At 71.8% G+C, this 11,732-nt stretch carries 10 protein-coding genes, 1 tRNA gene and 1 other RNA gene; 7 read left to right on the plus strand and 5 right to left on the minus strand.

Going from position 1 to position 11,732, the window contains the following annotated elements:
- Positions 1-4: 4 nt before the first annotated feature.
- Positions 5-490 carry an NUDIX hydrolase gene (locus tag B8W67_RS15900; protein WP_069393146.1) on the plus strand — a complete coding sequence of 162 codons (486 nt, stop codon included), beginning with the start codon at positions 5-7 and terminating at the stop codon, positions 488-490.
- On the opposite strand, the gene B8W67_RS15905 is transcribed toward B8W67_RS15900, so the two are convergent.
- Positions 484-999, minus strand: a complete 516-nt coding sequence (locus B8W67_RS15905) for a hypothetical protein (protein ID WP_372507496.1) — start codon at positions 997-999, stop codon at positions 484-486. The two genes, B8W67_RS15900 and B8W67_RS15905, sit on opposite strands and share 7 nt — an antisense overlap.
- A 50-nt stretch (positions 1,000-1,049) precedes the next feature.
- Between B8W67_RS15905 and B8W67_RS15910 the strand changes: the two genes are divergently transcribed.
- Entirely contained in the window at positions 1,050-3,203 is a 2,154-nt protein-coding gene (locus B8W67_RS15910) for an acyltransferase family protein (RefSeq protein ID WP_084228973.1), read from the plus strand.
- Between the two features lie 39 nt (positions 3,204-3,242).
- Here the strand turns inward: B8W67_RS15910 and B8W67_RS15915 are convergent, their stop codons facing one another.
- Both B8W67_RS15915 and B8W67_RS15920 read right to left on the minus strand, forming a co-directional pair.
- On the minus strand, positions 3,243-4,976 hold the full coding sequence (locus tag B8W67_RS15915) for an NAD-binding protein (RefSeq protein ID WP_069393144.1): 1,734 nt from the start codon (positions 4,974-4,976) through the stop codon (positions 3,243-3,245).
- A gap of 3 nt (positions 4,977-4,979) precedes the next feature.
- Positions 4,980-5,369 (minus strand): DUF6394 family protein, encoded by a 390-nt coding sequence (locus B8W67_RS15920; protein ID WP_069393143.1) that lies wholly within the window; start codon positions 5,367-5,369, stop codon positions 4,980-4,982.
- A 106-nt stretch (positions 5,370-5,475) separates the two neighbouring features.
- Here B8W67_RS15920 and B8W67_RS15925 point away from each other — a divergent pair, with 106 nt between their 5' ends.
- Together B8W67_RS15925 and ligD are read left to right on the plus strand one after the other, a co-directional pair.
- Complete coding sequence (locus B8W67_RS15925; RefSeq protein ID WP_085304956.1) at positions 5,476-6,519, plus strand: ATP-dependent DNA ligase; 1,044 nt, start codon at positions 5,476-5,478, stop codon at positions 6,517-6,519.
- Position 6,520: 1 nt separating this feature from the next.
- A complete protein-coding gene (ligD, locus tag B8W67_RS15930; RefSeq protein ID WP_085304958.1) occupies positions 6,521-7,564 on the plus strand; it encodes a non-homologous end-joining DNA ligase in 1,044 nt (347 codons plus the stop codon).
- A gap of 81 nt (positions 7,565-7,645) precedes the next feature.
- On the opposite strand, the gene lucA is transcribed toward ligD, so the two are convergent.
- Both lucA and B8W67_RS15940 read right to left on the minus strand, forming a co-directional pair.
- The gene (lucA, locus tag B8W67_RS15935; protein ID WP_085304960.1) at positions 7,646-8,593 is read right to left on the minus strand and encodes a lipid uptake coordinator LucA; all 948 of its coding nucleotides are present in this window, start codon (positions 8,591-8,593) and stop codon (positions 7,646-7,648) included.
- Positions 8,594-8,679: 86 nt separating this feature from the next.
- Positions 8,680-8,765: transfer RNA gene (locus B8W67_RS15940), tRNA-Ser, on the minus strand.
- A gap of 104 nt (positions 8,766-8,869) precedes the next feature.
- On the opposite strand from B8W67_RS15940, the gene ffs reads away from it, so the two are divergent.
- The 3 genes from ffs to B8W67_RS15955 form a co-directional block, all read left to right on the plus strand.
- An RNA gene (gene ffs / locus B8W67_RS15945) (signal recognition particle sRNA small type) lies at positions 8,870-8,964 on the plus strand.
- A gap of 35 nt (positions 8,965-8,999) precedes the next feature.
- Complete coding sequence (locus tag B8W67_RS15950) at positions 9,000-10,283, plus strand: aspartate aminotransferase type Ic (RefSeq protein WP_085304962.1); 1,284 nt, start codon at positions 9,000-9,002, stop codon at positions 10,281-10,283.
- 59 nt (positions 10,284-10,342) lie between these two features.
- A partial coding sequence (locus B8W67_RS15955) for a DNA polymerase III subunits gamma/tau (RefSeq protein ID WP_085304964.1) occupies positions 10,343-11,732 on the plus strand: 1,390 nt, incomplete at its 3' end.

Consider the following 11,732-nt stretch of genomic DNA (forward strand, 5'->3'; position numbering starts at 1 on the left):
GACGATGCCCGTCCTCAGCGCCGGCCTGCTGCTGTACCGGGGCGCCGGGCACGGCGTGGAGGTGCTGCTCGCCCACCCCGGCGGGCCGTTCTGGGCGCACCGCGACGACGGGGCGTGGACGGTGCCCAAAGGCGAGTACAGCGTGGGCGAGGATCCCTGGGCGGCGGCGCAGCGGGAGTTCACCGAGGAGGTCGGGCTGTCCCCGCCGGCGGGACCGCGCACCGACCTCGGGGAGTTCCGCCAGCCCAGCGGCAAACGCCTGACGGTGTTCGCGGTCGCCGCCGACCTCGACATCACCGACGCGCACAGCAACACGTTCAGCCTGGAGTGGCCGCCGAGATCGGGGCAACACCGGCTGTTTCCCGAGGTCGACCGGGTCGGCTGGTTCCCGCTGCCGCAGGCCCGCGTCAAGCTGCTGCGCGGGCAGCGCCCCGTGCTGGACTGTTTGCTGGGACGGTGCGGCCGCGGCGGCGCTTCGGACGGTCAGTAGGCCCAGCTGCCGGTCGGGCTGACCACGAAACCGTGCTCGCCGTAGTGGCGATCCGGCGGGTCCGGGGTGTCCGGTGCCCAACTGTCGGGTTTTTCGGCTCGACAGATCAACTCGGCCTCGGTGGGCACCGCGCACACCACCCCGTTGCCGGCGGCGATCTTGGTGCCGGTCGGCAGCAGCCGCGCGGCCATGTCGGGGGGCGGCTGCCCTCCGGTGGTGCTGAACGCGCCGGGTTTGGTCAGCGACACCGCCACCGTGTCGGCGGCCGGGTCTATGCCCGCCACCGCTCCGGTGCAGTACACGCCCAGATCCGGAATGAGGCTGTCGCGGCAGGTCAGCCCGCCCGGCGTGACGAACAGCCACCCCGATCCGCTCGGGTGGGCGCCCCGCACCTCGAAGTCGCTCGGCTCGACCGCGGGGTAGACGTCCGGGTCGGGGAAGCCGTCGGGGGCCGCCGCGGTCACCGCCGGCCACCCGACACCGGCGGCGGCGAGCACCGCCGCCGTCACCAATCCGGGCATGCCACGCATGGGCACACGGTAGCTGCCGGGGCGGGGAAATGCCGCGTCTTCCCGCCGCGCCTCCCGGATCCGGCCGGTCTGCGCCCCTAAACTTTCTTGCCGACCGGGCAGGAGGGCTACGGCGTATCGGCGAGAACCAGAACGCCGGTCAGCGGACCGGCCGGACCGAGCCGGCCGGGGGATTTCCCCAGCCGGCGCGCTTTGCTGCGCGCAGCGGCGCGGGCCGTCGGCACTTCGGGGCCCGCAGCTCGATTCCCGCCCTCGACGGCATCCGGGCGATCGCGGTGGCGCTGGTGCTGCTCGACCACGGCGGGATCCCGGGCCTGTCCGGGGGCTTCATCGGGGTCGACGTCTTCTTCGTGCTCAGCGGGTTTTTGATCACCTCGCTGCTGCTCGACGAGATCGGCCGCACCGACCGCGTCGACGTGCCCGGCTTCTGGGTGCGTCGCGCCCGGCGTTTGCTGCCCGCCCTGCTGGTGATGGTGCTGGTGGTGGCGTTCGCCCGCGACCTGTTCCCCCCCGACGCGGTGCTGCGGTTGCGCGACGACGCCGTCGCCGCCTTCTTCTGGATGGCGAACTGGAACTTCATCAGCCAGCAGAGCGACTACTTCACCTCCGGCGGCAACGCCTCACCGCTGCAGCACACCTGGTCGCTCGGCGTCGAGGAGCAGTACTACTTCCTGTGGCCGCTGCTGGTGATCGGGGTGGGCTCGCTGGTGGCGGCCCGGGCCCGTCGTCGCCGCTGGGTCACCCACGGCACGGTCCGCCTGGCGGTGCTGGTGGTCGCCGGGGTGGGGGTGATCGCCTCGGCCACTGCCGCGGTGCTGCTGGCCGGGCACACCTCGGTGGACCGCATCTACTTCGGGACCGACACCCGGGTGCAGGCGCTGCTGTTGGGTGCGGCGGCCGCCGCCCTGGTGGTGCAGGACTGGTCGGCGCTGGTGCGCCGCCCCGCGGTGCCGCGGTCGCGCTGGGGCACCCGCACCGCCGCGGTGCTGCCGGTGCTCGGCCTGGCCGGGCTGGGCGCCGCCGCGCACTTCGCCGCCGGCACCGCCGAGCAGTTCCGGTGGGGGGCGCTGACCGCGGTCGCGGTGGCCGCCGTGCTGGTGGTCGCCCCGGTGGCGCTGCATCAGCGCAGCCCGGTGGCCCGGCTGTTGGCGCTGCGGCCCCTGGTGGCGCTCGGGACGGTGTCCTACGGGGTGTACCTGTGGCATTGGCCGCTGTTTCTGCTGCTCAACGGGGAGCGCACCGGCCAGACCGGTGGGACACTGTTCGCGCTGCGCTGCGCGGCGACGCTGGCGGCGGCGATCGCGTCGTGGTGGCTGATCGAACAACCGATCCGGCGCTGGCGCCCGGCGAGTGTGCCGCTGCTGCGGCTGGCGGCGGCCACCGTGGGTACCGCGGTGGCGGTGACGGTGCTGGTGGTGCCGACCGAGGCCACCCCCAGCGGCCCCACCGAGGTGTCGGCGGTTGCGGCGATGAGTCCGGCGGCGTCCGCCCCGCCGCCCACCCGGTCGCCGGCGCGGCACCGCGACCCGCGCCGCCCGCACACCGTCTCGGTGTTCGGTGACTCCATCGGCGCCTCGCTGATGGAGTACCTGCCGGCCACTCCGGGGATGACGTTCATCGACCACACCGTGATCGGGTGCAGCATCGTGCGCGGCGGGCCCTACCGGTACTCGGGCAAGGTGCTCGACCAGAAAGCCGAGTGCGACCAGTGGCCGACCCGCTGGGCCCGCCAGATCGCCACCGACCAGCCCGACGTGGCGTTGCTGGTCATCGGCCGCTGGGAGACCGTCAACCGGGTCATCGAGGGTGAGTGGACCCACATCGGCGACCGGGCGTTCGACGCCTATCTCGAAGGGGAACTCACCCGGGCGGTGCGCACCCTCACCGCCGGCCGAACCCGGCTGGTGATCACCACCCTGCCGTACAGCAAATACGGGGAGAAGCCCGACGGCAGCCTGTACCCGGAGGATCAGCCCGAACGGGTCAAGCAGTGGAACGCGCTGCTGCACAAGGTGGTCGGCAAGCGCCGCGACGTCCGCCTGCTCGACCTGAACAAGAAGCTCAGCCCCACCGGCCGCTACACGGTCACCGTCGACGGCATCAAGGTCCGCAGCGACGGGGTGCACCTGTCCGCGCCGGGGGTGGCCTGGCTGACCCCGTGGCTGGTGGCCGGGGTGCGCTGAGCCGTCGTTGCGGAAACGGGCGCCCGGAGGCCCCCGGGTTCAGTCCCGGCGATGCCACCGGTCGGTCAACCACGACCACAGCCACGTCGTCGGGACCTCCCGGCCGGTGGCCACGTACTCCAGGGTGGCCGGGTAGTCGCAGACCTGGCGCACCTGGGTGAGCCCGTCGGGTTTGCCGACCAGCAACACCTGATCGGCCAGTGTCAGGGCGGTGTCCTCGCCGGGTAAGAACATCGGCTCACCGTCGCGCAGCAACACCAGTGCGCCCAGCGGCAGCATGGTGTCGCGGTCGTCGGGCCGGCGCAGCAGATCCCCGATGGTCAGGGGCCGGCCCGCCGAGAGCCACGCCACGATCGCCGGGGCGTGCGCGGGGGAGATGGTGACGATGTCGCGCTGCGGGGTGCGGCTGCCGCAACGCTCCCGCAGGTGATCGCGGGCCTCGACCGCCCACTGCTCGTCGCGGCCGAACACGTGGTCGACGAACCGCAAAAACACCGGGGTGAGGATCCGGGCGAGCACCTCGCGGGCCACCATGTCGGTGGCGATGTAGACCGAGTCGATCTGCAGCGCCTCCAGCAGTGACTTCTTGGTGGACGCCTGCTGGCGGACCACCACGTAGACGTCGGGGTTGGCCAGCCGCGCCTGCTCGGCCAGCGCGATGTTGGCGGTGTCGTCGCCGGTCGCGGCGATGAACCCGACGACGTCGGCGACATCGGGGGCGCCGTCGGACGGATCGACGACGTCGACGGTGAGCCCGCTGGCTCCCAGATCGCGCAGCACGTCGGCGGCGAAGCGCTCCTCGGCGCAGACCACCCACCGGCCGGAGTCCAAGCCGGTGCGCACCGGGGGGAGCTCTTCCTCGTCGTTGTCCATCAGCCAGCGCAGCAGCTGATGGTTGACCGGGCGGTGGATCGACAGGGCCAGGTAGTCGCCGAACCGGTCGTCGGGATTGATCGCCGCGCCCGGCGCGAAATGCTCGATGCGGGCCTGGATGCGCACGTCTCCGCAGCGGGCGAACACCGGCAGCCCCGGACGCAGCAACGCCACGGTCATCACCACCGCGAGGTTGGCGGTGTCGTCCTCGGTCAGCGCCAGGACGCCTTCGCAGTCCCGATGCCCCAGCCCGGCCATCCCCAACACCGCCGGCACCGCGGCGTCACCTTCCACCGCGGGCACATCGAAGCTGAGCTGCGCGGCCAGCACCGACTCGACGCGGGACTCCCGGTTGTCCACGACGACGAACCGGTGGCCGAGCCCGTCGAGTTCGGCGCCGATCGCCCGGCCCGCCTGACCGTAGCCGGCGACGATGACGAACGGCTCCACCAATCGGCGCACCTGGCGGCGGAACCGCTGGGCGGCGATCGCGTCCTGAAACGCCGCGTCGTTCACCAGGGAGAAGAACACCCCGATGGCGTAGGCCCAGCTGATGACCACCAGATAGATCGACATCGACAGCCACATCCGCTGCGGATAGCTGAAGGCGTGCGGAACCTCGCTGTAGCCGACCGTGGTGACGGTGATCGTCATCTGATAGAACGCGTCGAACACCGTGAGCCGGTAGGGGTTTCCGGCCGCGTCGATGCCGGGCATCAGCATCAGCCCGCCGGTGCAGAAACTGAAGTTGGTGATCAGCACGATCAGCGGCGCGCGCATCCGCCGCATCAGCAGGAAGATCACGTCGGTGGTGCCCACCGTCGTCGGGACCCGCACCGGCATCAGCCGGGGGCGGCGGCGCCGGCCCCAGAATGCCAGCAGGTGCACCGGGTTGGGCATCGGCTAGCGGCGACGCCGGAACGACGCCGTCTCCACCACCAGCAACGTCACCGAGACGATGTTGGCCAGCAGCGCCCCGCCCGACAGTGACACCACACTGGCGGTGGCGTGACGGTCCAACCCGTAGCTGGAGACCTGGGTGGCGAAGACCCACATCGCGGCGGCGGCGGCCAACTGCAGCAGCGCCACCAGGCTGGTCGCCAGGTGCACCGCGCCCAGCTGGGTGCGATCGCCGAACTTCAGCACCGTGGTGATCAGCGCGACGACGAGCGCGAGAAACAACTCCCAGGGATTGTGGATGGTGGGATCACCGATGTCGCCGACGAAGAAGCCGAAATTCAACGTCGCGGCCAGCAGCACGAAGAAGCCGAACACCACCTTCTCGAGATTCACACCGGCAGCCTATCCGGGCACGCCGGCCGCGGGCGGCTGTTCGCGCCGGTCAGCCGGTCCGCCGGTTCGGCGCCCCCTCGGCGGTTCGTCGGCCACAATCGGTGAGATGGACCTGCCCGTCGTGCCGCCGCTGGCACCGATGCTGGCGACCGCGGCCGCCGCGGTGCCCACCGAGGCGGGCCGCTGGTGCTATCAGCCGAAGTGGGACGGTTTCCGGGCGGTGGTGTTCCGCGACGGCGACGACATCGTCGTGCAGTCGCGCAGCGGGAAGGACCTGGGCCGGTATTTCCCGGAGCTGCTCACCGCGTTCGGCACGCAGATCGCGCCGCGCTGCGTGCTCGACGGGGAGATCGTCGTGCCGCGCCGCCGCGGCGCGCGTATCCGGCTGGACTGGGAGGCGCTGAGCCAGCGCATCCACCCGGCGGCGAGCCGGGTGGCGCTGCTCGCCGAGGAGACCCCGGCGCATTTCATCGCCTTCGACGCGGTGGCCGCCGCCGACACCGCGCTGCTGGACGCACCGCTGACCGTCCGCGCGGCGGCGCTGGCCGACCTGATCGTCGCCGGGGCGCCGGACGAGCGGCGCTGTCACCGCAGCATCGCCACCGACGATCCGGCGGTGGCCGTCCGCTGGCTGGCGACGTTCGAGGGTGCGGGGCTCGACGGGGTCGTCGCGAAACGCCGCGACGGGCCGTATCTGCCCGGCAAACGGGACATGGTCAAGGTCAAACACCACCGCGACGCCGACTGTGTGGTGATGGGGTACCGGCCGCACAAGAGCGGCGACGGGCTGGGCTCGCTGCTGCTGGGCCTCTACACCGACGAGGGGGAGCTGCAGATGGTGGGCGGGGCGGCGTCGTTTCGCGCCGAGCAGCGCCGCACGCTGCTCGCCGAGGTGGAGCCGCTGCGCCTCGGCGCCGACGTGGTCCGCGACGGCGAGGCGAGCCGGTGGAACTCCGCGGCCGACAAACGCTGGGTGCCGATTCGGCCGGAGCGGGTCGCCGAGGTGGCCTACGACCAGATGGAGGGCTCCCGGTTCCGCCACACCGTGCGGTTCCTGCGCTGGCGCCCCGACCGGGACCCGACCGACTGCACCTTCGCCCAACTCGACGTGCCGCTGGCCTACGACCTCGCCGACGTGCTGGAACGCTGAGATGCCCACCGCGGAAGAACTCGACGTCGACGGGGTGACGGTGCGGCTGACCAACCCGGACAAGCCGTTCTTCCCCCGGCTGGGCGCCGCCGGCACCAAACGCCGCCTGGTCGACTACTACGCGGCGGTGGCGCGCGGCCCGATGCTCGCGGCCCTGGCCGACCGCCCCACCCACCTGCAGCGGTTCCCCGACGGCGTCGACGGCGACGAGATCTATCAGAAGCGGGTGCCGCGCGGGCATCCCGAGCACATCGAGACCTGCCGGGTGACCTTCCCCTCCGGGCGTACCGCCGAGGTTCTGCGGGTCACCCATCCGGCCGCGATCGTGTGGGCCGCCCAGATGGGCACCGTCACCTTCCATCCGTGGCAGGTGCGCTGCGCCGACACCGACCATCCCGATGAGCTGCGCATCGATCTGGACCCGCAGCCCGGCACCGGATTCGCCGAGGCCCGCGCGGTGGCCGTCGACGTGCTCGCTCCGTTGCTGGAGGAGCTCGACCTGGTCGGTTTTGCGAAAACGTCCGGCGGGCGCGGGGTGCACGTGTATCTGCCGATCGCGCCGCGATGGGATTTCGTCGCGGTGCGCCGCGCCGGGATCGCGTTGGCCCGCGAGGTCGAGCGCCGCGCCCCCGACGCGGTCACCACCGCGTGGTGGAAAGAGGAGCGCGGGGCGCGGTTGTTCATCGATTTCAACCAGAACGCCCGCGACCGCACCATGGCCGCCGCCTACTCGGTGCGCGCTACCCCCATCGGAACCGTCTCGATGCCGCTGAGCTGGGCGGAGTTGGCCGACGCCGATCCCGATGACTACACGCTGACCACGGTGCCCGACCTGGTGGCCGACCGCGACGACCCGTGGGCGCCGGCCCGCGGACTGCGCCAGTCGATCGCGGTGCTGCTGGAGATGGCGGCCGCCGACGCCGACCGCGGGCTGGGGGATCTGCCGTATCCGCCGAACTATCCGAAGATGCCCGGGGAGCCCAAGCGGGTGCAGCCGAGCCGGGATGCCGACCGGCCCAAACCCTCAGCGGGACCGGAGGACTGAACGGGCTGCCTTGTGCTGCCGGTGCTGCAGGCGCCGGCGCCTACCCTCGCCGGGCCGCTGGCACCTCCGCGTTAGTGCGCGTTAATCCGCGCCGGTGCGCCCGCCGCGGGTGCGACGACGCTGCCGAGCGCTCTTGCCGGTGGGCCGCCGGTTGCGCAGGCCGCCGGCTGCGGTGGCCTCGGAATCCGGCTTGACCTCGGAATCGGTCGCGGTGGCGGTGGCGGTGTCGGGCTCGGTCGCGGTGGCGTCGGGCGCCTTCTCGTCAGACCCCGGGGTGTCCGACTCGTCGTCGGTCACGGTGGTTGCTTCGGTGGCTTCGGCGGTGTCGGTGTCGTCGGTGCCGGACTCGGTGGGCTCGGCTGCGGTGTCGTCGCCCGCGGCTCCGGTGTCGTCTTCGCCGGTGTCTTTGTCGGCGGCTTCTGCCTCTTCGGTGTCTTCGGCGCCGTCAGCGGCTTCGGTCTTGTCGGTCTCGTCGCTCTCGTCGAGTTCGGTGCCCGTGCTCGCTGTGCTCTCGGCGGCCGCGCCGGCAACGGCGGTGGGCGCGGGGGTTTTCTTGCCGAACCAGGTACGCCGCGTCTTCGGCGTCAGCGGCTTCTCCGGCGGTGCCGGCTGTTCGGCGACGAACGCCAGGTAGAACGCCGCCATGCCCAACACCGCGACGGCGGCGGCGCCGCCGTACACGCCGAACAGCCACTGGCCGACGTCATCGAGGGACAACCAGATCTCGCTGATCGCGGTCGCGATGATCAGCACACCCGCCAGCAGATGCGCGGCGATCGCCCCGATCCGCAGGCTCAGCGCGGCCTGCGGTAACCCGTGTTCCGGGCCGCGCACCCGGGCCAGATTCAACGCCACCGGAATAGCGGCGGCGGCGATCACCAGGCCGGTGATGACCCGCAGGACCGTGCCCGCGGTCAACGGAATCCCCCCGGTCAGCTCCCACCACCGGGGCAGCACGAAGAAGAAGTACAGGGCCGCGGCGATCAGCGCGCACACCACATGGCTGATCACCGCCGGGACGCGACCCATACCCCTCCTCAGCTGGAATGTTGTGCCTATCAGCCCGAGGGCGGCCAAACCGCGTTCCGCGCAGTCTAGCCGCCCTCGGACCACTGCGGAGGATGCGGGATTTGAACCCGCGAGGGCTATTAACCCAACCCGCGTTCCAGGCGAGCGCCATAGGCCACTAGGCGAATCCTCCGCCGACGACTTTATCCCATGGGCCCACTGCGGCGCCGCCCACCGATTCCCGCCGGGGCCCGCCGGGGCCTGCCGGGGGCCGGCGATGCGGGTACTACACTCGCCGGTGGACCCCGCGCGGCGTCCATCCTGTGAACTCCCCCAGGGCCGGAAGGCAGCAAGGGTCAATGGGCTCTGGCGGGTGCGCGGGGTCCCCCAACGCCCGAAGCCGCAGTTCCCCGGCGAAAGGTCCCCGGTGTCGCTCAGCTCGCTCAGCTCCGACGAACTCGCCGCACGGCACACCCGCTACCAGAGTGATTACGCCGCGCTGCAGACCAAAAATCTCAGCCTGGACCTGACCCGCGGCAAACCCTGCCCTGAGCAACTCGACCTGGCCAACGCGCTGCTGGGGCTGCCCGGCCGCGACGACTACCGCGACGCCGACGGCACCGACACCCGCAACTACGGCGGCCTGCACGGCCTGCCCGAGCTGCGGTCGATCTTCTCCGAGCTGTTGCACATCCCGGTGCCGAACCTGATCGCCGGCAACAACGCCAGCCTGGAGTTGATGCACGACGTGATGATGTTCTCGATGCTGCACGGCGGTGTCGACTCGCCGCGGCCGTGGGCCCGCGAGCCCGACGGGATCAAGTTCCTGTGCCCGGTGCCCGGCTACGACCGTCATTTCGCGATCACCGAGACCCTCGGTGTGGAGATGATCCCGGTGCCGATGCGTGAGGACGGCCCCGATGTGGACCTCATCGAGGAACTGGTCGCCGTCGACCCCGCCATCAAAGGCCTGTGGGCGGTGCCGGTGTTCGCCAACCCCACCGGGGTGAGCTACTCCTGGGAGACGGTGCGCCGGCTGGTGCAGATGCGCACCGCGGCCAGTGACTTCCGGCTGTTTTGGGACAATGCCTACGCCGTGCACACCTTGACCACCGAGTTCCCCCGGCCGATCGACGTGCTGGGGCTCGCCGAGGCCGCCGGCAACCCGCACCGACCCTACGTGTTCGCCTCCACCTCCAAGATCACCTTCGCCGGCGCGGGAGTCAGCTTCTTCGGCGGCTCGCTGGGCAACATCGCCTGGTACCTGCAGTACGCCGGGAAGAAGACGATCGGACCGGACAAGGTCAACCAGCTGCGCCACCTGCGGTTCTTCGGCGACGCCGACGGGGTGAGGCTGCACATGCGCCGCCACCAGCAGCTGCTGGCGCCGAAGTTCGCGCTGGTGGCCGAGATCCTGCAGCGCCGTCTCGACGAGGCCAAGATCGCCTCCTGGACCGACCCGGCCGGAGGCTATTTCGTCAGCCTCGACGTGCTGCCCGGCACCGCCCGGCGCACGGTCGCGTTGGCCAAGGACGCCGGGATCGCGGTGACCGAGGCCGGGGCGTCGTTCCCGTACCGCCACGACCCCGACGACACCAACATCCGCATCGCCCCGTCCTTCCCGTCGCTGCCGGATCTGCAGGAGGCGGTCGACGGGCTGGCGACCTGCGCGCTGCTGGCGGCCGCCGAGTGCCTCACCCGCCGAGGGTGAACCTGGCGTCACTCCGGGCGGGGATCGTCAGCGTCGGAGCCCATCGGTAGCCTGCTGACGTGGCCCTCTACCGGAAATATCGACCGGCGACGTTCGCCGAGGTGGTGGGGCAGGAGCACGTCACCGAGCCGTTGTGCACGGCGCTGACCGCCGGGCGGATCAACCACGCCTACCTGTTCTCCGGGCCGCGTGGCTGCGGCAAGACCTCCTCGGCGCGGATTCTGGCGCGCTCGCTCAACTGCGCGCAGGGCCCCACCGCCACCCCGTGCGGCAGCTGCGACTCGTGCGTCGCGCTGGCCCCCAACGGGCCGGGCAGCATCGACGTGGTCGAACTGGACGCCGCCAGCCACGGCGGGGTCGACGACACCCGCGAGCTGCGTGACCGCGCCTTCTACGCGCCCGCCCAGTCGCGCTACCGCATCTTCATCGTCGACGAGGCGCACATGGTGACCACCGCCGGCTTCAACGCGCTGCTCAAGATCGTCGAGGAGCCCCCCGATCATCTGATCTTCGTCTTCGCCACCACCGAACCGGAGAAGGTGTTGCCGACGATCCGGTCGCGCACCCACCACTACCCGTTCCGGTTGCTGGCGCCGCGCACCATGCGCGAGCTGATCGACCGGATCTGCAGCCAGGAACACGTCACCATCGACGACGCGGTGTACCCGCTGGTCATCCGCGCCGGCGGCGGCTCGCCGCGCGACACGCTCTCGGTGCTCGACCAATTGCTGGCCGGCTCGGAGTCCACCGGAGACGGCAACCGGGTCCGCTATCAGCGCGCATTGGGTCTGCTCGGCGCCACCGACACCGCCCTGATCGACGACGCGGTCGACGCGTTGGCCGCCGGGGACGCGGCGGCGCTGTTCGGGACGGTCGAGGCGGTGGTCGACGCCGGGCACGACCCACGCCGGTTCGGCACCGACCTGTTGGAGCGCTTCCGCGACCTGATCGTGCTGCACGCGGTGCCCGATGCCGCCGCCAAGGGGGTTGTCGACGCGCCCGAGGACGAACTGGAGCGGATGCGCGACCAGGTGGCGCGTCTGGGGATCGGCACCCTGACCCGCTACGCGGAGGTGGTGCAGGCCGGCCTGGGGGAGATGCGCGGGGCCACCGCGCCGCGGCTGCTGCTGGAAGTCGTCTGCGCCCGGCTGCTGCTGCCCTCGGCCGCCGACACCGAGTCGGCGCTGCTGCAACGCATCGAACGGATCGAGACCCGGCTGGAGTTGTCGCTGCCGGCCGGTACCGACAGCGCCGCGGCCGCCAGCACCGACACCGCCGCCGACACCGCCGCACCGTCGCCCGGTGCCCGCCGCTTCGTGCGGCCCTCCCGTTCCACCGAGAGTCCAGCGCGCCCGCAGTCCCCGCCGGACCCGCAGCCCGCCGCGGCCGAACCGGCGCCGCCCGCCGCTGAGGCGCCGTCGGCTCCCCGCCCCGAGCCCGCGTCATCCC

The sequence above is a fragment of the Mycolicibacillus koreensis genome, from assembly GCF_002104795.1.
Classification (GTDB): Bacteria; Actinomycetota; Actinomycetes; order Mycobacteriales; family Mycobacteriaceae; genus Mycobacterium; species Mycobacterium koreense.

Bases quoted from the DNA above. Each gene is read 5' to 3' on its own strand.
- B8W67_RS15900 (WP_069393146.1), top strand. From the start codon at position 5: ATGCCCGTCCTCAGCGCCGGCCTGCTGCTGTACCGGGGCGCCGGGCAC.
- B8W67_RS15910 (WP_084228973.1), top strand. From the start codon at position 1,050: ATGCCGCGTCTTCCCGCCGCGCCTCCCGGATCCGGCCGGTCTGCGCCC.
- B8W67_RS15915 (WP_069393144.1), bottom strand. From the start codon at position 4,976: ATGCCCAACCCGGTGCACCTGCTGGCATTCTGGGGCCGGCGCCGCCGC.
- B8W67_RS15925 (WP_085304956.1), top strand. From the start codon at position 5,476: ATGGACCTGCCCGTCGTGCCGCCGCTGGCACCGATGCTGGCGACCGCG.
- ligD (WP_085304958.1), top strand. From the start codon at position 6,521: ATGCCCACCGCGGAAGAACTCGACGTCGACGGGGTGACGGTGCGGCTG.
- lucA (WP_085304960.1), bottom strand. From the start codon at position 8,593: ATGGGTCGCGTCCCGGCGGTGATCAGCCATGTGGTGTGCGCGCTGATC.